The 21,429-nt window shown below is 58.9% G+C and carries 24 protein-coding genes; 18 read left to right on the top strand and 6 right to left on the bottom strand.

The window, feature by feature from the left end:
* Positions 1–24: 24 nt before the first annotated feature.
* From IMX17_RS03075 to ydgT, 3 genes are all read right to left on the bottom strand, one after another.
* Positions 25–1,056 carry an NADP-dependent oxidoreductase gene (locus tag IMX17_RS03075; RefSeq protein ID WP_193549323.1) on the bottom strand — a complete coding sequence of 344 codons (1,032 nt, stop codon included), beginning with the start codon at positions 1,054–1,056 and terminating at the stop codon, positions 25–27.
* A gap of 85 nt (positions 1,057–1,141) precedes the next feature.
* Positions 1,142–1,561, bottom strand: a complete 420-nt coding sequence (gene uspC, locus IMX17_RS03080; RefSeq protein WP_046896581.1) for a universal stress protein UspC — start codon at positions 1,559–1,561, stop codon at positions 1,142–1,144.
* A gap of 197 nt (positions 1,562–1,758) precedes the next feature.
* Positions 1,759–1,974: a transcription modulator YdgT gene (gene ydgT / locus IMX17_RS03085; RefSeq protein WP_004934895.1), complete on the bottom strand. Its 216-nt coding sequence runs from the start codon at positions 1,972–1,974 to the stop codon at positions 1,759–1,761.
* 279 nt (positions 1,975–2,253) lie between these two features.
* Here ydgT and IMX17_RS03090 point away from each other — a divergent pair, with 279 nt between their 5' ends.
* The 18 genes from IMX17_RS03090 to IMX17_RS03175 all read left to right on the top strand — a co-directional run bounded on the left by IMX17_RS03090 (position 2,254) and on the right by IMX17_RS03175 (position 20,088).
* The gene (locus tag IMX17_RS03090) at positions 2,254–2,502 is read left to right on the top strand and encodes a hypothetical protein (protein WP_152665174.1); all 249 of its coding nucleotides are present in this window, start codon (positions 2,254–2,256) and stop codon (positions 2,500–2,502) included.
* An 829-nt stretch (positions 2,503–3,331) separates the two neighbouring features.
* Positions 3,332–3,682, top strand: coding sequence for a flagellar transcriptional regulator FlhD (gene flhD, locus IMX17_RS03095; protein ID WP_004934891.1), 351 nt, complete (start codon positions 3,332–3,334; stop codon positions 3,680–3,682).
* Positions 3,682–4,266: a flagellar transcriptional regulator FlhC gene (flhC, locus tag IMX17_RS03100; protein ID WP_016927281.1), complete on the top strand. Its 585-nt coding sequence runs from the start codon at positions 3,682–3,684 to the stop codon at positions 4,264–4,266. The genes flhD and flhC overlap by 1 nt, the downstream gene beginning before the upstream one ends.
* A gap of 145 nt (positions 4,267–4,411) precedes the next feature.
* Entirely contained in the window at positions 4,412–5,302 is an 891-nt protein-coding gene (gene motA, locus IMX17_RS03105) for a flagellar motor stator protein MotA (RefSeq protein WP_015378266.1), read from the top strand.
* Positions 5,299–6,363 carry a flagellar motor protein MotB gene (gene motB, locus IMX17_RS03110; protein WP_164106754.1) on the top strand — a complete coding sequence of 355 codons (1,065 nt, stop codon included), beginning with the start codon at positions 5,299–5,301 and terminating at the stop codon, positions 6,361–6,363. Before motA ends, motB begins: the two co-directional genes overlap by 4 nt.
* On the top strand, positions 6,360–8,381 hold the full coding sequence (gene cheA / locus IMX17_RS03115) for a chemotaxis protein CheA (protein WP_193549324.1): 2,022 nt from the start codon (positions 6,360–6,362) through the stop codon (positions 8,379–8,381). The genes motB and cheA overlap by 4 nt, the downstream gene beginning before the upstream one ends.
* 32 nt (positions 8,382–8,413) lie before the next feature.
* Complete coding sequence (gene cheW, locus IMX17_RS03120; RefSeq protein ID WP_004934876.1) at positions 8,414–8,914, top strand: chemotaxis protein CheW; 501 nt, start codon at positions 8,414–8,416, stop codon at positions 8,912–8,914.
* Positions 8,915–9,109: 195 nt separating this feature from the next.
* Positions 9,110–10,780, top strand: coding sequence for a methyl-accepting chemotaxis protein (locus tag IMX17_RS03125; protein ID WP_046896584.1), 1,671 nt, complete (start codon positions 9,110–9,112; stop codon positions 10,778–10,780).
* A gap of 75 nt (positions 10,781–10,855) precedes the next feature.
* On the top strand, positions 10,856–12,472 hold the full coding sequence (locus IMX17_RS03130; protein WP_046896585.1) for a methyl-accepting chemotaxis protein: 1,617 nt from the start codon (positions 10,856–10,858) through the stop codon (positions 12,470–12,472).
* Between the two features lie 37 nt (positions 12,473–12,509).
* On the top strand, positions 12,510–13,382 hold the full coding sequence (gene cheR, locus IMX17_RS03135) for a protein-glutamate O-methyltransferase CheR (protein ID WP_046896586.1): 873 nt from the start codon (positions 12,510–12,512) through the stop codon (positions 13,380–13,382).
* Entirely contained in the window at positions 13,382–14,431 is a 1,050-nt protein-coding gene (locus tag IMX17_RS03140; protein ID WP_046896587.1) for a chemotaxis response regulator protein-glutamate methylesterase, read from the top strand. The genes cheR and IMX17_RS03140 overlap by 1 nt, the downstream gene beginning before the upstream one ends.
* Before the next feature lie 102 nt (positions 14,432–14,533).
* Positions 14,534–14,923: a chemotaxis response regulator CheY gene (cheY, locus tag IMX17_RS03145; RefSeq protein WP_004934862.1), complete on the top strand. Its 390-nt coding sequence runs from the start codon at positions 14,534–14,536 to the stop codon at positions 14,921–14,923.
* A 10-nt stretch (positions 14,924–14,933) separates the two neighbouring features.
* On the top strand, positions 14,934–15,578 hold the full coding sequence (gene cheZ / locus IMX17_RS03150) for a protein phosphatase CheZ (RefSeq protein ID WP_004934858.1): 645 nt from the start codon (positions 14,934–14,936) through the stop codon (positions 15,576–15,578).
* 125 nt (positions 15,579–15,703) lie between these two features.
* Positions 15,704–15,937: a type II toxin-antitoxin system VapB family antitoxin gene (gene vapB, locus IMX17_RS03155; protein WP_046896588.1), complete on the top strand. Its 234-nt coding sequence runs from the start codon at positions 15,704–15,706 to the stop codon at positions 15,935–15,937.
* A complete protein-coding gene (locus IMX17_RS03160) occupies positions 15,937–16,335 on the top strand; it encodes a type II toxin-antitoxin system VapC family toxin (protein WP_193549325.1) in 399 nt (132 codons plus the stop codon). Before vapB ends, IMX17_RS03160 begins: the two co-directional genes overlap by 1 nt.
* Positions 16,336–16,461: 126 nt before the next feature.
* Positions 16,462–17,613, top strand: coding sequence for a flagellar biosynthesis protein FlhB (gene flhB, locus IMX17_RS03165; protein ID WP_004934847.1), 1,152 nt, complete (start codon positions 16,462–16,464; stop codon positions 17,611–17,613).
* On the top strand, positions 17,606–19,684 hold the full coding sequence (gene flhA, locus IMX17_RS03170) for a flagellar biosynthesis protein FlhA (RefSeq protein ID WP_103085412.1): 2,079 nt from the start codon (positions 17,606–17,608) through the stop codon (positions 19,682–19,684). Before flhB ends, flhA begins: the two co-directional genes overlap by 8 nt.
* Entirely contained in the window at positions 19,684–20,088 is a 405-nt protein-coding gene (locus IMX17_RS03175; protein WP_033643530.1) for a flagellar protein FlhE, read from the top strand. The genes flhA and IMX17_RS03175 overlap by 1 nt, the downstream gene beginning before the upstream one ends.
* A gap of 2 nt (positions 20,089–20,090) precedes the next feature.
* Here the strand turns inward: IMX17_RS03175 and IMX17_RS03180 are convergent, their stop codons facing one another.
* From IMX17_RS03180 to IMX17_RS03190, 3 genes are all read right to left on the bottom strand, one after another.
* Positions 20,091–20,393 carry a DNA-binding transcriptional regulator gene (locus IMX17_RS03180; protein WP_182264260.1) on the bottom strand — a complete coding sequence of 101 codons (303 nt, stop codon included), beginning with the start codon at positions 20,391–20,393 and terminating at the stop codon, positions 20,091–20,093.
* Positions 20,386–20,760 (bottom strand): type II toxin-antitoxin system RelE/ParE family toxin, encoded by a 375-nt coding sequence (locus IMX17_RS03185; protein WP_182264261.1) that lies wholly within the window; start codon positions 20,758–20,760, stop codon positions 20,386–20,388. Before IMX17_RS03185 ends, IMX17_RS03180 begins: the two co-directional genes overlap by 8 nt.
* 230 nt (positions 20,761–20,990) lie before the next feature.
* Positions 20,991–21,425, bottom strand: coding sequence for a flagella synthesis protein FlgN (locus IMX17_RS03190; protein WP_046896592.1), 435 nt, complete (start codon positions 21,423–21,425; stop codon positions 20,991–20,993).
* Positions 21,426–21,429: the final 4 nt, after the last annotated feature.

A 21,429-nucleotide genomic window follows, 5' to 3' on the forward strand; every position in this document is an offset into this window, starting at 1 on the left:
TGGCGCGCCACGCCCTGATGCGCGTTATTCGTCAGCGACGCGGATCACCAGTTTGCCGAAGTTTTTGCCCTGCAGCAGGCCGATAAAGGCCTGTGGCGCCTGCTCCAGCCCATCGACGATGTCCTCGCGGAACTTGATCTTTCCTTGCTCGACCCAGCTGCTCATCTGTTGCAGGAATTCATCAAAGCGTGAACCGTAATCGTCGAAGATGATAAAGCCCTGCATGCGGATACGTTTACGCAAGATCAGCCCTTCCAGCAACGGTAAGCGATCCGGCCCGGCGGGTAACCCGGTGGCATTGTAATGGGCGATGATGCCGCAGACCGGAATGCGCGCTTTAGCGTTCAACAGCGGCAACACGGCGTCAAATACGACGCCGCCGACGTTCTCATAATAGATGTCGATGCCCTGCGGGCAGGCGGCGGCCAGCTGTTCGGCAAAGTCGGGGGCGCGGTGATCGATACAGGCATCGAAACCCAACTCTTCCACCACATAGCGGCATTTGTCCGCACCGCCGGCAACGCCGACGACGCGGCAGCCTTTCAGTTTGCCGATTTGGCCGACCACTGAACCGACTGCGCCGCTGGCGGCGGCGACCACCAGCGTTTCACCCGCCTGCGGTTGGCCGATATCGAGCAACCCCATGTAAGCGGTAAAACCGGGCATGCCCAGCACGCCGAGCAGGCGGGAAGGGTGCGGCAAGTGTGGGCCGAGATTGCGCAGGCCGCTGCCGTCGGACAGCGCGTAATCCTGCCAACCGTCATAGCCCAATACCCAATCGCCGACGTTGAAATCGGGATGCTGTGAGGCCGCCACGCGAGATACCGTTCCGCCTACCATGACCTGACCGATCTCCACCGGCGGCGCGTAGGAGGGAGCATCGCTCATGCGTCCGCGCATATAAGGATCCAACGACAGATATACGGTGCGCAGCAGCAGCTGGCCGGCCTCGGGTTGTGGCACGGCGACCGTGTCGAGGCGGAAATTCGCCGCCGTCGGTTCGCCGTGCGGACGCGAGGCCAGCAGAAAGCGGCGGTTCTGTTGAGAAGGGGACATCGAAAGCTCCTTTGTGTTGCGACAAACAAGGTTCGTTAAGCCTAGTCCAGGGGCGCCAAGGCAACGTTACCGAATGTGCTTAGCCTCAGAGCGGAACGATCAGCACGTCGATATGGCTGATGTTGATGAAGCGGGCGGCGGAACAGGATACTTTGTTCATCATGCTGTCGCGGTGATTGCCGCAGAGCAGCAGGTCGAACGGCTGACGGCGGCTGGCGAATTCCAGGCTGTCGCCAAGCTCGCCATGCACGATAAGGGTATCGGCGATCGGATAGCCGGCGCGTTGGCGCAGTTCCTCCATAAACAGCCGGGTTTCCTCTTCCATCAGCGTGCGCAAATCGGCCAGCATCGGCCCGGCGAAATTATTGTACATTTCCGGATTGGCGAGAGTGCTTAACAGGGTGATGTTGCCGCCGTAGGGGCGGACGATAGAGACGGCCTTTGCCACCAGGCGATGGCTGTCAGGCGCAACGGCGACGGTAACCAGAACGTTTTGATATCCCATATTCCACTCCTTGTTGCATCCGTCGTGTTTCAGGCTGCCGCGTCGGGGCCTTTGATGAAATGCTGCGCTCGGATAAAGGGTAGAACCTGGCGGGGGGAATAAATGTGTTTCGTATCACGCGCGGCAATAAAAGCTGAGTTTGCTCCGGTTATATAGCAATAAAAGATAAAACCGTTGCCGCACGTAATTTCACTGAATTAAAGCACCTGCGCCCACAGCGTTTTCGGCACCTTGCCCAGATCGAACAATTTACCGGCAACCAGCTCGGCGCGACGGTGGTCGGCAGCGCGGTACATATTGCTCATTTCTGTATCGTTTTCAATGGAATAGTTCAGTTTGTCGTACACCTTCTCCAGGCTGTCCAAAGAGGAGCATTTACGGAATGTCAGCAGATATTCGAGCGTATCGGTCATGATTAAAATATAGCCTGTTAATAGTTAAAGCCGGGTGAATAACACATAGTGGCTCACGGCGACGCCGTCGAGGCAGCGATGTACGACCTGACAAAAATCATTTCAAGTGAATAAATTGCACTGGGTAATAATGTGACGCCGCCCGTGGCGGCGCTGGGATAAATCATAATATGCAAGTGCGGCATCAGCAATCTCATCCTGCTGATAAATGAAGAAATAGGGAAAGTCTCAGGGCGATGCGTCACGAACGAGAAGCTTAAGCGTCGACGTTTCCGCTGCGTGCAAGCGCGCGAAGCCGCGCTCGCTCCCCTTTGGCGGCGTTTTTTTCACCTGCCCGGAGGGCGGTCGCAGCACGAAGCGATGTATGTTGCCGCTGTCGGCATTGAAACTGCGCCTGTTTGGCCTGCGCGATTATGGCAAGTAAAACAAAACTGCGTTTTATTTTATTGCAATGAAACGATGGGGCGCGGGAATTTTAATAACGTCTGGAACGGCGTGGTAATTAATGCGCCGGCAAAAAAGAAATAAAAAAATGCTAAAGCTTTAGGATGTGCTGCCGATATGTCGTTTTGGGTCAATTTAACGTTAAAAAACCATTCTTGCGCCGCGCTAATACGGAAACATATCGTTACGTCTATTGGCTTGTTCACTACGCCAGCGAATCATTGATAAGCCATAATCACCTGATGTTGAAAATTAGAACAACCCTCTGCGGAGGGTTTAAGTCAAATCCGATAGCTAATAACCTTATAGTTTACATAGGTTATTTTTCACCTCGGATATTTTTTAGCGGCTCAAATGGTTATTTATACTGAGATTGTTGCCTATATGCAGATTTTTGTTCTGTTATTTTGGTTTGGTGATGGTTTTGTTCGAATTGATCTAAAAAAGATAATTTTTTGGCTGATAAACATTGTTTTTAAGACGTTTTTTTACCTAAGGCGATTTTGTGAGCAAAATGCGGGTCATAAAATGTGCGAATTTAGGGGTATTTGGCTTAATTATTTTTTATTTTTGTGATCTATGTCACATTGTATTTAAAATTGCCTCTCACTTACATTGTGTGTGCTAATGGTTCGGGGGTAGAGTTGCGCTGCTTTAGGAATAATCTTATTAAATTTGTAAAAATAGTTTCATGGTGACTAAACACTATCGAAGCAGAATGCTGTACATCCATACACGTTGGTTTACGCTCGTAGCAAATACTGAACAGTGGTCGAATTTAGCGATTGGCGAAAATTATAGCAGTCGTTTTTGAGAGATTAATTTGCCAACTTTGGGAAACAACCCAGGTCACGGGCGATAAAATTTATCACCCAGCGTATGTTTTTAAACATAGTCTGTCGGGATGGGGAATATGGGTACGTCTGAATTACTTAAGCATATTTATGACATCAATTTGTCATATTTACTTTTAGCACAGCGTTTGATCAACGATGAAAAAGCGTCCGCGATGTTCCGCCTTGGTATTGATGAGACCATGGCCGATGCGTTGGCGCAGCTGACTTTGCCGCAAATGGTCAAACTGGCCGAGACCAACCAGCTGGTTTGCCACTTCCGCTTTAACGAAAGCCAGACCATCGAACGCCTGACAAAAGAGTCGCGCGTCGACGATCTGCAACAAATCCATACCGGCATTTTGCTATCAAGCCATTTACTGCAAGAGCTATCGAGTAAAGACGCTAGCCCGACGAAGAAAAGAGCCTGATGATGGTTGAGAAAAGCATTGTTCAAGAAGCCAAGGACATTCAGCTCGCCATGGAGCTGATTTCGCTGGGGGCCCGTTTGCAGATGCTGGAGAGTGAAACCCAGCTCAGCCGCGGGCGCTTGATTAAACTTTACAAGGAGTTGCGCGGCAGCCCGCCGCCAAAAGGAATGTTGCCGTTCTCAACCGACTGGTTTATGACCTGGGAACAGAATATTCATTCCTCGATGTTTTATAACGCCTACCTGTTCCTGATGAAAAGCGGACAGTGCAGCGGGGTGGAAGCGGTGATCAAAGCCTATCGCCTCTACCTGGAGCAGTGCCCGCAGCAGGCCGGCGAGGCGCCGTTGCTGGCGTTGACCCGCGCCTGGACGCTGGTGCGCTTCGTCGACAGCGGCATGTTGCAGCTCTCCGCCTGCAGCTGCTGCGGCGGCGCATTTATCACCCACGCGCACCAGCCGCTGAACGGTTTCATCTGCAGTTTATGCCAACCCCCATCCCGCGCTGTAAAAAGACGTAAACTTTCGCCGCAACTGGCCGATATTATTCCTCAACTGCTGGACGAGCAGGTCAAACGCGCCATTTGAGCCGCCACGTTGCCGGCTCTCGGCAATGAATACCGACGTGTGATACGCAGGGGCGGCATGCCGCCCCCAGACATGCAGCCTGGTCTGTCGCGCCAGGGCGCGTTTGCCCCACCTTCCATCCACATTGTTAATTTAAGGAATGCGTGTGCTAGTTATTTTGGGTTATCTCGTGGTATTGGGTGCGGTGTTTGGCGGCTACCTGATCGTGGGCGGTCATCTCGGTGCGCTCTATCAGCCGGCGGAGTTTCTGATTATCGGCGGGGCGGGGGTCGGCGCTTTCATCGTCGGCAACAACGGCAAGGCGATCAAAGCGACGCTGCGCGCCCTGCCACGCCTGATGCGGCGCTCCAAATACAACAAAGATCTGTATATGGATCTGATGGCGTTGCTGTTCCGTCTGCTGGCCAAATCGCGTCAGCAGGGCATGCTGTCGCTCGAGTTCGATATCGATAATCCGCAAGAAAGTGAAATTTTCTCTAATTATCCGCGCATCCTTGCCGATAACACCCTGGTGGAGTTCATTACCGACTATTTACGGCTGATGGTGAGCGGCAATATGAATGCGTTCGAGATCGAAGCGCTGATGGACGAAGAGATCGAAACCTACGAGCAGGAAAGCGAAGTGCCCGCCGGCAGTCTGGCGATGGTGGGCGACTCCTTGCCGGCGTTCGGCATCGTCGCGGCGGTGATGGGGGTGGTGCACGCCCTGGCTTCGGCTGACCGTCCGGCCGCTGAACTGGGCGCGTTGATCGCTAACGCCATGGTCGGTACTTTCCTCGGCATTTTGCTGGCCTACGGCTTCATCTCGCCGCTGGCGACGTTGCTGCGTCAGAAGAGTGCCGAAAACGTCAAGATGATGCAGTGCATCAAAGTCACGCTGTTGTCGAGCCTGAACGGTTACGCGCCGCAGATCGCGGTCGAGTTCGGCCGTAAAACGCTGTATACCACCGAACGTCCTTCTTTCGTTGAGCTGGAAGAACACGTGCGCCGCGTGAAAGCGCCGGCGCAGCAGGCGACGGAAGAAGAAGAAGCATGAAACAGAATCATCCGGTCGTTTTGGTCAGAAAGCGCAAGTCGCATCATGCCGCCCATCACGGCGGCTCCTGGAAGATCGCTTATGCCGACTTTATGACGGCGATGATGGCGTTCTTCCTGGTGATGTGGCTGCTGGCGATCGCCAGCCCGCAGGAGCTGACGCAAATCGCCGAATACTTCCGCACGCCGCTCAAGGTTGCCCTGACCAGCGGCGACAAGAGCAGTTCCGAAAGCAGCCCCATTCCTGGCGGCGGCGACGATCCAACGCAACAGCATGGCCTGGTGAAAAAACAGGTCGATTCGCCGGACTCGCGCGCCGAAGAGCTGCGCCTGAACAAGCTGCGCGAAAAGCTGGATGAGTTGATTGAGTCCGATCCGCGCCTGAAGGCGCTGCGTCCGCATCTGTTGATCAACATGATGGACGAAGGGCTGCGCATCCAGATTATCGATAGCCAGAACCGGCCGATGTTCAAAACCGGCAGCGCGCAGGTCGAGAGCTACATGCGCGATATTCTGCGGGCGATAGCGCCGATCCTTAACGACTTGCCGAACAAAATCAGCCTGTCCGGCCACACCGATGACATCCCTTACGCCACCGGCGAACGCGGCTACAGCAACTGGGAACTGTCGGCCGATCGCGCCAACGCGTCGCGACGCGAGCTGATCGCCGGCGGCCTGGCGGAAGGCAAAGTGCTGCGGGTGGTAGGCATGGCGGCCACCATGAGCCTGAAACAGCATGGCGCCGATGATGCGATTAACCGCCGCATCACCGTACTGGTGTTGAACAAGCAAACGCAAGAGGGCATCGAGCACGAAAATGCCGAAAGCAACGCGCTGGATATTGCCCAGCCGGACAGCCTAAAGCAGCTGGCGCCGTCGGCGACCGCGCCGGCCAGCCAAACGCCGGAATCTTCGACGACAGCCCCGGAACCCGCGGCGCCAACGCCGAACGCTCCACCGCAGGCGTCCCCGGCGATAGCCCCGGCCGACCAGGCGTCGGAACCACCGGCGGCCGCACCCGCACCGACTAACCGCGACTCACAGCCAGAGGTGACCCCGTGAGCATGGACATTAGCGATTTTTATCAGACCTTCTTTGATGAGGCGGACGAGTTGCTGGCCGACATGGAGCAACACCTGCTGGAGCTGGATCCGTTGGCCCCCGATATCGAGCCGTTGAACGCCATCTTCCGCGCGGCGCATTCGATCAAGGGCGGCGCGGCGACCTTTGGTTTTTCGGTGCTGCAGGAAACCACCCACCTGCTGGAGAACCTGCTGGACGGTGCAAGACGCCAGGAAATGAGCCTGAGCACCGAGATTATCAACCTGTTTCTGGAAACCAAAGACATTATGCAGGAGCAACTGGACGCCTATAAAACCTCGCAACAGCCTGACGCTGAAAGCTTTGAATACATTTGCCAGGCGCTGCGTCAGCTGGCGTTGGAAGCGCAACAGCAGCAGGAGGCGCCTGCGGCTCAACCCGCCGTTCAGCAGCCGGTCGCTCAGCCATCGGCCGCGCCGGCGGCGATCGAAGGCGGCATGCGCATCAGCCTGAACGGGCTGAAAGCCAGTGAAATCCCGTTGATGTTGGAAGAGCTGGGCAACCTCGGCGAAGTTAAAGACCCGCATCAGACGGAACACAGCCTGGACGTGACGTTGCTCACCTCCGCCAGCGAAGACGACATCAGCGCCGTGCTGTGCTTTGTGCTGGAACCGGAACAAATCAGCTTCTCGACGCCGACGCAAAGCGCGCCGGCCGTCGCGGAGGCGAACTTGCCGGAGACGGTCGCTGCGCCGGAACCGGCGCCAGCGCCGATCGCCAGCGCTGCGCCGCCTGCCGCCAAACCGGCGGCCGCAGCGGCGGAAGCGCCGAAAGCGCGCGCCAAGGCGAGCGAATCCACCAGCATTCGCGTAGCGGTGGAAAAGGTGGATCAGCTGATCAACCTGGTGGGCGAGCTGGTGATCACCCAGTCGATGCTGGCGCAACGCTCCGGCACGCTGGATCCGGTGAACCACGGCGATCTGCTGAACAGCATGAGCCAGCTGGAGCGTAACGCACGCGATCTCCAGGAGTCGGTGATGTCGATCCGCATGATGCCGATGGAATACGTCTTCAGCCGCTACCCGCGTCTGGTGCGCGATCTGGCCGGCAAGCTGAACAAACAGGTGGAGCTGACGCTGCAGGGCAGCTCGACCGAACTGGACAAGAGCCTGATCGAACGCATTATCGACCCGTTGACGCACCTGGTGCGCAACAGCCTCGATCACGGCATCGAAGAGCCGGCCACCCGCATCGCCGCCGGCAAGTCGGCGGTGGGCAATCTGGTGCTGTCGGCCGAACATCAGGGCGGCAACATCTGCATTGAGGTCATCGACGACGGCGCCGGGCTGAACCGCGAAAAAATTCTCGCCAAGGCCGCTTCGCAAGGGTTGGCGGTGAGCGACAGCATGAGCGACGAAGAGGTCGGCATGCTGATCTTCGCGCCGGGCTTCTCCACCGCCGAGCAGGTGACCGACGTTTCCGGCCGCGGCGTCGGCATGGACGTGGTGAAACGGAATATTCAGGAGATGGGCGGCCACGTCGAGATCCGTTCGCAGGCCGGTAAAGGCACCACCATCCGCATTCTGCTGCCGTTGACGCTGGCGATCCTCGACGGCATGTCGGTCAAGGTGAACGACGAAGTCTTTATTCTGCCGTTGAACGCGGTGATGGAATCGCTGCAGCCGCAGGTGGAGGATTTGCATCCGTTGGCCGGCGGCGAGCGCGTGCTGCAGGTGCGCGGCGAGTACCTGCCGCTGGTGGAACTGTATCGGGTATTTGAAGTGGAAGGCGCCAAAACCGACGCCACTCAGGGCATTGTGGTGATCTTGCAAAGCGCCGGCCGCCGCTATGCGTTGCTGGTGGATCAGCTGATTGGCCAGCATCAGGTGGTGGTGAAGAATCTGGAAAGCAACTACCGCAAAGTGCCGGGCATTTCCGCCGCGACCATTTTGGGCGACGGCAGCGTGGCCTTGATCGTTGATGTCTCGGCGTTGCAAACCTTGAACCGTGAAAAGCGTCTGACGGACGCCGCCGCATAATAATGAGTTTATTGATTTAAAAGGTGAATGATATGGCAGGATTGGCAGCCGTCAGCAAATTGGCTGGCGAAACGGTAGGGCAAGAGTTTCTGATTTTTACCCTGGGCAACGAGGAGTACGGCATCGATATCCTCAAGGTGCAGGAAATTCGCGGCTACGATCAGGTGACCCGCATCGCCAACACCCCGGCGTTCATCAAGGGCGTCACTAACTTGCGCGGCGTGATCGTGCCGATCATCGATCTGCGGGTGAAGTTCTCGCAGCAGAGCGTTTCTTACGATGAGAACACCGTGGTGATCGTGCTGAACTTTGGCCAGCGCGTGGTGGGCATCGTGGTCGACGGCGTTTCCGACGTGCTGTCGCTGACCGCCGATCAGATCCGCCCGGCGCCGGAGTTTGCGGTGACGCTGGCGACTGAATACCTCACCGGCCTCGGTTCGCTGGGCGAGCGCATGCTGATCCTGGTGGATATCGAAAAGCTGCTGAGCAGTGAAGAGATGTCGCTGGTCGACAGCGTGGCGAAAAGCGTCTAATTCAAGACCGAAGGGGGCAGGGTGCTGCCCCCTATAACCTTCACTTTCCATGACTTGCCGCAACGTCGTAGGCCGTGTCCTGAACCCCCACTAAAAATAGTTACTTTCCCGCATAAAGTTTTGCCGCGCTGCGCCGATAACTCACACATTCAACGTCATCAAAGCCTGTCTGCGCGGGCTTCAACAAGGGAAATCATGTTAAATCGTATGAAGGTGGTCACCAGCCTGTTGCTGGTGTTGGTGCTGTTTGGCGCCTTGCAGTTGATTTCGGGCGGACTCTTTTTCTCCTCGCTGAAAAGCGATAAGGAAAACTTTACCGTCCTGCAAACTATCCGTCAGCAGCAGTTGCAGCTGAGTGAAAGCCGCGTTGACCTGCTGCAGGCGCGCAACTCGCTGAACCGCGCCGGTATTCGTTACATGATGGATACCAATAAGATCGGCAGCGGCGCCACCATTGATGAACTGCTGGCCAAGGCGAAAGAAGAGCTGGCCGAGGCGGAAAGACACTACGCCGCGTACGAGAAAATCCCTCAGGATCCGCGCCAGGATCCTCAGTCGGCAGAGCGCGTTAAGCAGCAATACGACATTCTGTACGGTGCGCTTTCCGAACTGATCCAACTGCTGGGCGAAGGCAAGATCAACGCCTTCTTCGATCAGCCTACGCAGAGCTACCAGGACAACTTTGAGCAGAGCTACAACACTTACCTGGAGCAAAACGGCAAGCTGTACCAAATCGCGGTCGACGGCAGCAACAGCTCCTACAACTCGGCCATTTGGACGCTGATCGTGGTGCTGGTGGTGGTGCTGGCAGTGATCGTACTGGCCTGGACCGGTATCCATCACATCCTGGTGCGCCCGCTGAATCGCATGATTGATCACATCAAACAGATCGCCGCCGGCGACCTGACTCAACAGATCGTCGTCACCAGCCGCAACGAAATGGGCGTGCTGGCGGCCAGCCTGAAACACATGCAAAGCGAGCTGATCGAAACCGTCAGCGGCGTGCGTCAGGGCGCAGACGCCATCTACAGCGGCGCGTCTGAAATCGCCGCAGGCAACAACGATCTCTCCTCCCGCACCGAGCAGCAGGCCGCTTCGCTGGAAGAGACCGCCGCCAGCATGGAGCAGTTGACCGCGACGGTGAAACAGAACGCCGAAAACGCCCGTCAGGCATCTCAGCTGGCGCTGAGCGCCTCAGAAACCGCGCAGAAAGGCGGCAAGGTCGTGGCTAACGTGGTGCAGACCATGCACGACATCGCCGGCAGCTCACAGAAGATCGCCGATATTACCGGCGTGATCGACGGCATCGCTTTCCAGACCAACATCCTGGCGTTGAACGCCGCGGTGGAAGCGGCGCGCGCCGGCGAACAGGGCCGCGGCTTTGCGGTGGTGGCCGGTGAAGTGCGCAACCTGGCGCAGCGCAGCGCGCAGGCGGCGAAAGAGATCAAAGGCCTGATTGAAGACTCGGTCAGCCGCGTCGATATGGGTTCCGTCTTGGTCGAGAGCGCCGGCGAAACCATGGGCGACATCGTCAACGCCGTCACTCGCGTGACCGACATCATGGGCGAAATCGCCTCGGCGTCGGACGAGCAGAGCCGCGGCATCGATCAGGTTGGCCAGGCGGTGGCGGAAATGGACCGCGTCACCCAGCAGAACGCCTCGTTGGTGGAAGAGTCCGCCTCGGCGGCGGCGGCGCTGGAAGAACAGGCCAGCATGCTGACCCAGTCGGTGGCGGTATTCCGCCTGAGGTCGGAAGGCCAGGAAGAGTTTAAAGCGCCTGTCACCAGCAAGGCGCAGGTAACACCGGTAATCAATCATAAGAAAATGAACGCCAGCGATCTGCAGGATAACTGGGAAACGTTCTGACCGGTATCGGGCCTCTCTCGCAGAGGCCCTTTTCCCTACGTAGGCCGGTCGCCGGCCGGCTGCAAGGAGGTTCAAGTGTTTAACCGAATCCGTATCTCTACCAGCTTATTCCTGTTGTTGATGACCTTCTGCGTTCTGCAGTTGGCCAGCAGCGGCCTGTCGTATTCCGCGTTTCGCTCCGATAACCACAACCTCGACATTATCACCCTCGGCAGCCAGCAGCGCGATTCGCTCAGCTTGAGCTGGGTGTCGCTGTTGCAGGCGCGCAATACGCTGAACCGCGCCGGCACCCGCGCGGCGCTGAAGCTGCCGCAGGAGCAGGTGAACGAGCTGATGAGCAACGCCCGCAGTTCGCTGCAGAAGGCCGATCTCTATTTCAATCAGTTTATGGCGGTTGAACGCAGCAGTGAACAGCAGAACCAGCAGACGGCCACTACCAAGGCCAGCTACGAGCGGCTGCGCGGCGCGCTGCGCGAGCTGATCGGTTTCCTGGAAAAGGGCGAGCTGCAGGCGTTTATGGATCAGCCGACGCAGAAAACCCAGGATCTGTTCGAGGCCGACTTCGTGCAGTACCTGCAGTTGGTCAATGGTGACATCAGCGAGGCCAGAGACGCCAATCAGTTTTCCTTCACGCTGGCGGGCCTGATGCTGGCGGGGGCGGTATTGATGCTGATCGTGGTGACCGGCAGCGCCATGTGGTGGTTGCGCACCATGCTGATACAGCCGCTGAACCAAATCCGCGGCCACTTCGAACGCATCGCCGCCGGCGATCTGGCGACGCCGATTCAGGTGTACGGCCGCAATGAAATCAGCATGCTGTTCGCCAGCCTGCAACGCACGCAGCAGTCGCTGATCGGCACCGTCGGTGCGGTGCGCGACGGGGCGGAGTCGATTCTGATCGGCCTGCAGGAGATCGCCGAAGGCAACAACGATCTCTCTTCCCGCACCGAGCAGCAGGCCGCGTCGCTGGAAGAAACCGCCGCCAGCATGGAACAGCTGACCGCGACGGTGAAGCAGAACGCCGACAATGCGCGACAGGCGTCGCAACTGGCGCGCGACGCTTCGGCCACCGCGGCCAAGGGCGGCGAACTGGCCGGCGACGTGGTGACCACCATGCACGATATCGCCAACAGTTCACAGAAAATCGGCGCCATCACCAGCGTGATCGACGGCATCGCCTTCCAGACCAACATTCTGGCGCTCAATGCGGCGGTGGAAGCGGCGCGCGCCGGCGAACAAGGGCGCGGTTTCGCCGTGGTCGCCGGTGAAGTGCGCAATCTGGCGAGCCGCAGCGCGCAGGCCGCGAAAGAGATCAAGGTGCTGATCGACGAATCGGTCAGCCGCGTCAAACACGGCTCGGTGCTGGTGGAGAATTCCGGCGCCACCATGCAGGACATTGTGCGTTCGGTGACTCGCGTGACTGACATCATGGGCGAGATCGCGTCGGCTTCGGATGAACAGAGCCGTGGCATCGAGCAGGTGACGCAGGCGGTGACCCAGATGGACCAGGTTACCCAGCAGAACGCCGCGCTGGTGGAAGAGTCCGCCTCTGCCGCCACCGCGCTGGAAGAGCAGGCCATTACCCTGGCCGACGCGGTCGCGGTATTCCGTCTGGCGGACGATAACTTTGTCGCGCCAGGTAACAGCAACAATGCAGTTTCACCCGTGGTAAAGGAAGCCCAAGATTGTTAACCCGCATAAACAGCACGTTTTTCTCCGGTGAGGCGGCATGAAACAGGCGCCGTCAACTTCTAACCGGGATACTGCGTCGATGTTGACGCAAATGGTGCAGCGCCTGCCGCTGTCGGACGTGCATTTTCGCCGTATCAGCCAGTTGATATATCAACGCGCCGGCATCGTGCTGGCGGAGCATAAGCGCGAGATGGTTTACAACCGCCTGGTGCGCCGGTTGCGGCTGCTGGGATTGCACGATTTCGGCGCCTACCTGGCGCTGCTGGAAAGCGATCCGAACAGCGCGGAGTGGCAGGCGTTCATCAACGCATTGACCACCAACCTGACGGCATTTTTCCGCGAGGCGCATCACTTCCCGATCCTGGCGGAGCATGCGCGCTCGCGGCCGAACGGCTACAGCGTCTGGAGCACCGCGGCCTCGACCGGCGAAGAGCCATATTCGATCGCCATCACGCTGAGCGATGCCCTGGGGCAGCGGGCCGGCAGTTGCCAGGTCTGGGCCAGCGACATCGACACGCAGGTGTTGGAAAAAGCGGAAGCGGGCGTTTACCGCCAGGAAGATCTGCGCACCCTGACGCCGACCCAAATGCAGCGCTATTTTCTGCGCGGCACCGGGCCGCATCAGGGGCTGGTGCGCGTGCGGCCGGAACTGGCGGCGCGGGTGAACTTCCAGCCGTTGAACCTGCTGGCGCCGGAATGGGCGCTGCCGGGGCAATTTGACGCCATTTTTTGCCGCAACGTCATGATCTATTTCGATAAGGCGACGCAGGAGCGCATCCTGCGCCGCTTCGTTCCCTTGCTTAAGCCGGGGGGGCTGATGTTCGCCGGCCACTCCGAGAATTTCAGCCAGATCAGCCGGGATTTCTACTTGCGTGGGCAGACCGTGTATGGGCTGACCAAGGAGAGGTAATGAGTAAAATCAGAGTGTTATGCGTAGACGATTCGGCACTGATGCGCCAGCTGATGACGGAAATCGTGAACGGCCATCCCGATATGGAAATGGTGGCGACCGCGCCGGATCCGCTGGTGGCGCGCGATCTGATCAAAAAATTTAATCCTCAGGTGCTGACGCTGGACGTCGAGATGCCGCGCATGGACGGGCTGGATTTCCTCGAGAAGTTGATGCGCCTGCGGCCGATGCCGGTAGTGATGGTCTCTTCGCTGACCGGTAAAGGCTCGGAGATCACGCTGCGTGCGCTGGAGCTGGGCGCGGTGGATTTCGTCACCAAACCGCAGCTCGGCATTCGCGAGGGCATGTTGGCCTACAGCGAACTGATTGCCGAGAAGATCCGCACCGCCGCCAGAGCGCGCCTGCCGCAGCGATCCAGCAGCCCTGCGCCGGCGATCCTCAGCCATGCGCCGCTGTTGAGCAGTGAAAAACTGATCGCCATCGGCGCCTCCACCGGCGGCACCGAAGCGATCCGCCAGGTGTTGCAGCCGCTGCCGGCCACCAGTCCGGCGCTGCTGATCACCCAGCACATGCCGCCGGGATTCACCCGTTCGTTCGCCGAACGGCTGAACAAACTGTGTCAGATCACGGTGAAAGAAGCGGAGGACGGCGAGCGCGTGCTGCCGGGCCACGCCTACATCGCCCCGGGGGACCGCCATCTGGAGCTGGCGCGCAGCGGCGCCAACTATCAGGTGAAGCTGCATGACGGCCCGGCGGTCAACCGCCATCGACCGTCGGTCGACGTGCTGTTCCGCTCGGTGGCGCAATACGCCGGCCGCAATGCGGTGGGGGTGATCCTCACCGGCATGGGCAACGACGGGGCGGCGGGGATGCTGGAGATGCACCGCGCCGGGGCCTATACCCTGGCGCAGAACGAGGCGAGCTGCGTGGTGTTCGGCATGCCGCGCGAGGCGATCGCCAGCGGCGGCGTCAGCGAAGTGGTCGAGCTGGACAGAATGAGCCAGCGCATGCTGGCGCAGATTGCCGGCGGCCAGGCATTGCGTATTTGATTTTAGTCCGCCGGGGTTACCCGGCGGCGATATGACCCACGGCCGCCGCGCGGCGGCCTGCGGTTTTGCATCATTAAACGGTTAACTATTTCAGGAGTAACAATGGCAGACAAGAACCTCAGATTTCTGGTTGTGGACGACTTCTCCACCATGCGTCGCATCGTCAGAAATTTGCTGAAAGAGCTGGGCTTCAACAACGTCGAAGAAGCTGAAGACGGTGCGGATGCGCTGAACAAGCTGCGCGCCGGCGGTTTCGACTTCGTGGTGTCCGACTGGAACATGCCGAACATGGACGGGCTTGAGCTGTTGCAAACCATCCGCGCCGACAGCGCGCTGGCCGCGATGCCGGTACTGATGGTGACGGCGGAAGCCAAGAAAGAAAATATCATCGCGGCGGCGCAGGCCGGCGCCAGCGGTTATGTAGTGAAACCATTTACGGCGGCGACGCTGGAAGAAAAGCTCAACAAGATTTTTGAAAAATTGGGCATGTAAGGAGAGGGCGATGAGAGACATTCCAATGCCTGCCAGCGATGCAGCGACCGCGGGAGAGATCATCTCCCGCATCGGCCAACTGACCCGAATGCTGCGCGACAGCATGCGCGAACTGGGGCTCGATCAGGCGATCGCCCAGGCGGCAGAGGCGATCCCGGATGCGCGCGACCGTCTTGACTATGTCGTAACCATGACGGCGCAGGCGGCGGAACGGGCGTTGAACTGCGTGGAGGCGGCGCAACCGCGCCAGGCGGAGCTGGAATCCGGCGCCAACGCGTTGAAAGGGCGCTGGGACGAGTGGTTCGCCAATCCCATCGAACTGGACGACGCGCGTTCTCTGGTCAACGACACGCGCCAGTATCTGGATCAGGTGCCGGGTCATACGGCCTTCACCAACGCCCAGCTGCTGGAGATCATGATGGCGCAAGATTTCCAGGATCTGACCGGTCAGGTAATCAAGCGCATGATGGACGTGGTGCAGGAGATCGAAAAGCAGCTGCTGATGGTACTGATGGAAAACATGCCGGAGCAGCCGGTGAAGGAAAAACGGCCGAACGACAGCCTGCTGAACGGCCCGCAGCTCGACCAGAACGGCGTCGGCGTGATCGCCAATCAGGCGCAGGTCGACGATCTGCTCGACAGCCTCGGTTTCTGAGGCCTTTCGGGGCGCGCGACGGCGCGCCCCGAAAGTTGCGCAGCGTCGCGCAAAGATTTGAGTATATAGCGTTGCTATATACACTGTGGCGATTATAATTTGTACTCCAGTTAAAGGAGGTCGCCATGACGTTAGGTTCTGTCTTTACCAATAATCGGACGCAGGCCGTGCGCTTGCCTGCAGAGGTGCGTTTCCCCGATACCGTTTCTAAAGTGACCGTCCGCGTGGTGGGCAAAGAGCGCATTCTTGCGCCGGTGGAGAATACCTGGGACAGTTTCTTCTGCGCGGAAAATGAGGTGAGCGATGACTTCCTCAATGAACGTGCCGGGCAACACCAGCGTGAGCGGGAAGCGTTTTGATGTTCAGCCATATGCTGGACACCAATATTGTTATCTATGTCATCAAGCGCCGGCCTCTGGAAGTGCTGGAGGTGTTCAATTGCTATGCGGGCAAAATGGTCATTTCGTCGGTCACCTATGGCGAATTGGTTCACGGAGTGGAGAAAAGCTCGCGTCCGGCGGTGAACGCCAGAGTGGTTGAGGATTTTGTCTCCCGATTGGACATTCTCGATTACGGCGCCAAAGCGGCTTCGCACTACGGCAACATTCGGGCTGCGCTGGAACGCCAGGGAACGCCTATTGGCGTAAACGATCTGCATATCGCCGGGCATGCGCGCAGCGAAGGATTGATCCTGGTGACCAATAATCGACGCGAATTTGAGCGCGTTGAGGGGTTGCGGCTGGAAAATTGGTTGTAACGTCTCCCTGATGGTCTCATCCCCTAAATAACCCGCCTTTTTCCCCGTTGTTCCCCCAATGACATCGCCAATTTTTTGGCATGCTGACCGCCATTCTTTACCCTCCCGACACAGGAACGGCGTTTCGTGGCTGAAGACAGCGATCTGGAAAAAAGCGAGGCCCCCACGCCCCACAGGCTGGAGAAGGCGCGTGAAGACGGCCAGATCCCGCGCTCGCGCGAGCTGACCTCGGTACTGATGCTGCTCTCGGGCCTCGCGATTATCCTGATGTCCGGCAGCAACATGGCGCAACAGCTGGCGGCGATGCTCACGCAAGGTCTGAACTTCGATCACGGCATGGTCAGCAACGATAAACAGATGCTGCGCCAATTGGGCATGTTGCTGCGCCAGGCGGTGCTGGCGCTGCTGCCGATCATGGCGGGGCTGGTGCTGGTGGCGCTCGCCGCACCGATGTTGCTGGGGGGCATTTTGTTCAGCGGCAAGTCGATCAAGTTCGATATGAAGCGGCTGAACCCGCTATCCGGGTTGAAGCGCATCTTTTCTACCCAGGTGCTGGCCGAGCTGCTGAAAGGGATCCTGAAAGCGACGCTGGTCGGTTGGGTGACCGGCCTCTATCTGTGGCACAACTGGGCGGCGATGCTGCATCTGATGACTCAGCAGCCGCTCGATGCGCTGGGCAACGCGCTGCAGATGATTCTGTTCTGCGGCTTTCTGGTGGTGCTGGGATTGACGCCGATGGTGGCGTTCGACGTGTTTTATCAGCTGTGGAGCCACTTCAAAAAGCTGAAGATGACCAAGCAGGATATTCGCGACGAGTTCAAAGACCAGGAAGGGGACCCGCATGTGAAGGGGCGCATTCGTCAGCAGCAGCGGGCGATCGCCCGGCGCCGCATGATGGCCGATGTGCCCAAGGCGGACGTGATCGTCACCAACCCGACGCACTACGCCGTCGCGTTGCAGTACAACGACAAAAAAATGAGCGCGCCGAAAGTGCTGGCCAAAGGGGCCGGCGAAATCGCCTTGCGCATTCGCGAACTCGGTGCGGAACACCGCATCCCGATGCTGGAGGCGCCGCCGCTGGCGCGCGCGCTGTATCGGCACAGCGAGATCGGACAACATATTCCGGCCACCCTGTATGCCGCGGTCGCCGAAGTGCTGGCCTGGGTGTACCAACTGCGCCGCTGGCGGCGCGAGGGCGGCCTGATCCCGAAAAAACCTGAACGTTTACCGGTGCCGGAAGCACTGGATTTTGCGAGAGAGAGTGACTCTGATGGCTAATTTGGCCTCCCTGCTTCGTTTGCCGGGCAATTTTAAAGATACGCAGTGGCAGGTGCTGGCCGGCCCGGTGCTGATCCTGCTGATTTTGTCGATGATGGTGTTGCCGCTGCCGGCGTTTATCCTCGACCTGCTGTTTACCTTCAACATCGCGCTGTCGATCATGGTGTTGCTGGTGGCGATGTTCACCCAGCGCACGCTCGAGTTCGCCGCTTTCCCGACCATCCTGCTGTTTTCCACATTGCTGCGTTTGTCGCTCAACGTCGCCTCGACGCGCATCATCTTGCTGGAAGGCCATACCGGTTCCGCCGCCGCCGGGCGCGTGGTGGAAGCCTTCGGCCACTTCCTGGTGGGCGGCAACTTCGCCATCGGCATCGTGGTGTTCATCATCCTGGTGCTGATCAACTTTATGGTCATCACCAAAGGTGCAGGGCGTATCGCCGAAGTGGGCGCGCGCTTCGTGCTGGACGGCATGCCGGGTAAACAGATGGCGATTGACGCCGATTTGAACGCCGGATTGATTGGCGAAGACGAAGCGAAGAAACGCCGCGCCGAAGTGACCCAGGAGGCCGATTTTTACGGCTCGATGGACGGCGCCAGTAAATTCGTGCGCGGCGACGCCATCGCCGGCCTGATGATCATGGTACTGAACGTGGTCGGCGGCCTGTTGGTCGGCGTGGTGCAACACGGCATGGAGCTGGGGGCGGCGGCGGAAAGCTATACGCTGCTGACCATCGGTGACGGCCTGGTGGCGCAGATCCCGGCGTTGGTGATCTCCACCGCCGCCGGCGTTATCGTCACCCGCGTCGCGACCGATCAGGACGTCGGCGAGCAGATGGTGGGCCAGCTGTTCAACAATCCGCGCGTGATGTTGCTGAGCGCCGGGGTGCTGGGACTGTTGGGCCTGGTGCCGGGCATGCCGAACCTGGTGTTCCTGCTGTTTACCGCCGCTTTGCTGGGCCTGGCCTGGTGGCTGCGCGGCCGTGAACAACAGGCGCCGAAGACGGTAGAGGCGCCGGTGATGCCGGAGAATCCGCAGGCCGCCGAAGCCAGCTGGGCCGACGTGCAGTTGGAAGATCCGCTGGGCATGGAAGTGGGCTACCGGTTGATTCCGATGGTTGACTTTCAACAGAACGGCGAGCTGCTTGGGCGTATTCGCGGCATCCGCAAGAAATTCGCCCAGGACATGGGTTATCTGCCGCCGGTGGTGCACATTCGCGACAACCTGGAACTGCCGCCTGCCAGCTACCGCATCCTGATGAAAGGCGTCGAGATCGGCAGCGGTGAAGCGCAGCCGGGCCGCTGGCTGGCGATCAACCCCGGCAATGCCGTGGGCGAGCTGGCGGGAGACAAAACCGTCGATCCCGCCTTCGGGCTGGAAGCGGTGTGGATCGACAGCGCCTTGCGCGAGCAGGCGCAAATCCAGGGCTTTACCGTGGTGGAAGCCAGCACCGTGGTGGCGACGCACCTCAATCACCTGATAGGCCAGTTCGCCAGCGAGCTGTTTGGCCGCCAGGAGACCCAACAGCTGTTGGATCGCGTGTCGCAGGAAATGCCGAAGCTGACCGAAGACTTCGTGCCGGGCGTGGTGTCACTGACGACGTTGCACAAGGTGTTGCAAAATCTGCTGGCCGAGCGCGTGTCCATTCGCGATATGCGCACCATCGTCGAAACGCTGGCGGAACATGCCCCGGCGCAGAGCGATCCTTATGAATTGACCACCGTGGTGCGGGTGGCGCTGGGCCGGGCGATCACGCAGCAGTGGTTCCCGGGCAACGGCGAGATTCAGGTTATCGGGCTAGATACCCAGCTGGAGCGCCTGTTGCTGCAGGCGTTGCAGGGCGGCGGCGGTCTGGAGCCGGGGCTGGCTGACCGTCTGCTGGAGCAGGCGCGTCAGGCGCTGCAACGGCAAGAGATGCTCAGCGCGCCGCCGGTACTGTTGGTTAACCATGCGCTGCGTCCTTTACTGGCGCGCTTCCTGCGTCGCAGCCTGCCGCAGCTCGTGGTGCTGTCCAACCTGGAGATCAACGACGATCGCCAGATTCGCATGACCTCGACCATTGGAGCCGCCTGATGAAACGCTGTCTGTCCTTGTTGTGTTTGCTGGCGCCGCTAGCCGCCGGCGCGGTGTCCGGCTCCTGGGTGGCTGAAGGGGCGGGGGTCACGCTGGAACAGGGCGGGATGCGCGATGAATCCGCCGGTTTGCGGCCGCCGAACGCGCTGCCGGATGCCAATGCGCGTATCACCAGCGTCAGCTGGCGCTACCGTTTGCTGGGGCCGGAGCCCGTGGGGCTGCAGGCCCAGCTTTGCACGGTAAACCGCTGCATTCCGCTCGGCGGCGGCAGCGGCAGCAGCATCGGTCTGCAGGGCGAGCCGGCCAATGCGGAATTGCGCTTTGTCTATTACGTGCAGTCGCAAGGCGGGCTGAATCCGCCGCTGCGGGTGATTGGCAATCAGGTGATCGTCAATTATCAGTAAGATCAGGCCAGAATTTGCAGGCCGTTGCGTTCCACCAGCGTCAGCAGTTTCATCGCGGCGGAGTTCGGTTGTGCTTCGCCGCGCTCCCATTTCTGCACCGCCTTTTTGCTGACGTTGAGATACAGCGCAAACACCGGCTGACTGACGTTTTCCCGTTCGCGCAGCGCGCGGATCTCGGCCGGCCCGAACTGCTTCACCGGCCGCAGGCACAGCATGTCGAAGGTGCGCATGGTCACGTCATCGACGAAACCGGCGTGATGCAGGCCCTGAACTTCCTGGTGGATCTCGGCAAGAATTTTACTCATCGCTTAGCCTCCGTAACTCCCTGTTGTTGACCAGCTGGTAGAGTCTGAATGGCGAATAATCCAGATACAGCGCAGCCAGATGTTTCAATCCCCGTAACTCATCCGTACTGATGTTTTCTCTCTCACTTTTGGCAAAGCCGCGCATAAAAAACAGGCGGTCTTCATCGCGAAAAACGATCAGTACCCGATAGCCGCCACGTTTGCCCGCACCAGCCCGAGCGATGCGCTTTTTGTATACGCAACCGCCAAGATTGGCGTCGTACAGCTGATGTTGCATCTCTCGCGCAGCTTTCACTATCGTGGCGTCGCTAATGCGCTCGCGTGCGGCAAAACCTTGAAAGGTTTTGGTGAGATAAATGTCGGCCATTCGCTCTCCCTGCGAATCTATACCCTCTAAGGGTATATTTCAAGTGATTTAAAAATAACCACAGGGTGACAAGCGGCCAAAGGGAAAGAAACAGCCAAATTCACGCCATGCGCAGCCTGGCGCAAAGCCTTAAGTGAATTCAAAGTGTGATAGGGATAAAATGCGACGGGATGCGCAGAAGCCGGTTAACGCATGCCCGGTGATAGGCTCACCGGGCGAAATGAGTCAGGTCAAACGCCGATTTTTCTGCCGAGCAGGCTGCCGGCGTGCGACTGGCCGTCCGGGCCATACAGCGATTTGTTGTTTTTGCTGAGGATGGCCAGCGCCTGAGCGTTATGGTCGATCTGCTGATTGAGCAGCAGGCCGTTGTGCTGGTTCTTTTCGCGCAGCGTTTGGCTTAGCAATTGAACGCGCTGCCAACGATCGGCCAGAGGGGTGTGGCTGGCATAGGGCGCGCGTTGCCCGCAGTTTTTTTCCTGCCCCAGGCGCTGTTGCTCGAGGTAGGCGACCGTCGCCAGCAGTTGGCTTTTGGCATCGGTTACGCGCTGCAAGGCCACGCCCGGCAGCTGGCCGGAGCATAACAGATCGTGCTCTTCTTCCAGCACGCCATTGAGCGTCTGCAGCGTTTCCAACAGTTTGTCCAGCAGTTGTGCCAGCTTTTCCATAGTG

It is taken from the genome of Serratia sp. X3 (assembly GCF_014982455.1).
Taxonomy (GTDB): Bacteria; Pseudomonadota; Gammaproteobacteria; order Enterobacterales; family Enterobacteriaceae; genus Serratia; species Serratia ureilytica.

Coding starts and splice junctions, on each gene's coding strand:
- IMX17_RS03075 (WP_193549323.1), bottom strand. CDS start 1,056: ATGTCCCCTTCTCAACAGAACCGCCGCTTTCTGCTGGCCTCGCGTCCG.
- uspC (WP_046896581.1), bottom strand. CDS start 1,561: ATGGGATATCAAAACGTTCTGGTTACCGTCGCCGTTGCGCCTGACAGC.
- ydgT (WP_004934895.1), bottom strand. CDS start 1,974: ATGACCGATACGCTCGAATATCTGCTGACATTCCGTAAATGCTCCTCT.
- flhD (WP_004934891.1), top strand. CDS start 3,332: ATGGGTACGTCTGAATTACTTAAGCATATTTATGACATCAATTTGTCA.
- flhC (WP_016927281.1), top strand. CDS start 3,682: ATGATGGTTGAGAAAAGCATTGTTCAAGAAGCCAAGGACATTCAGCTC.
- motB (WP_164106754.1), top strand. CDS start 5,299: ATGAAACAGAATCATCCGGTCGTTTTGGTCAGAAAGCGCAAGTCGCAT.
- cheW (WP_004934876.1), top strand. CDS start 8,414: ATGGCAGGATTGGCAGCCGTCAGCAAATTGGCTGGCGAAACGGTAGGG.
- IMX17_RS03125 (WP_046896584.1), top strand. CDS start 9,110: ATGTTAAATCGTATGAAGGTGGTCACCAGCCTGTTGCTGGTGTTGGTG.
- cheR (WP_046896586.1), top strand. CDS start 12,510: ATGAAACAGGCGCCGTCAACTTCTAACCGGGATACTGCGTCGATGTTG.
- IMX17_RS03140 (WP_046896587.1), top strand. CDS start 13,382: ATGAGTAAAATCAGAGTGTTATGCGTAGACGATTCGGCACTGATGCGC.
- cheY (WP_004934862.1), top strand. CDS start 14,534: ATGGCAGACAAGAACCTCAGATTTCTGGTTGTGGACGACTTCTCCACC.
- cheZ (WP_004934858.1), top strand. CDS start 14,934: ATGAGAGACATTCCAATGCCTGCCAGCGATGCAGCGACCGCGGGAGAG.
- vapB (WP_046896588.1), top strand. CDS start 15,704: ATGACGTTAGGTTCTGTCTTTACCAATAATCGGACGCAGGCCGTGCGC.
- IMX17_RS03160 (WP_193549325.1), top strand. CDS start 15,937: ATGTTCAGCCATATGCTGGACACCAATATTGTTATCTATGTCATCAAG.
- flhA (WP_103085412.1), top strand. CDS start 17,606: ATGGCTAATTTGGCCTCCCTGCTTCGTTTGCCGGGCAATTTTAAAGAT.
- IMX17_RS03175 (WP_033643530.1), top strand. CDS start 19,684: ATGAAACGCTGTCTGTCCTTGTTGTGTTTGCTGGCGCCGCTAGCCGCC.
- IMX17_RS03180 (WP_182264260.1), bottom strand. CDS start 20,393: ATGAGTAAAATTCTTGCCGAGATCCACCAGGAAGTTCAGGGCCTGCAT.
- IMX17_RS03185 (WP_182264261.1), bottom strand. CDS start 20,760: ATGGCCGACATTTATCTCACCAAAACCTTTCAAGGTTTTGCCGCACGC.
- IMX17_RS03190 (WP_046896592.1), bottom strand. CDS start 21,425: ATGGAAAAGCTGGCACAACTGCTGGACAAACTGTTGGAAACGCTGCAG.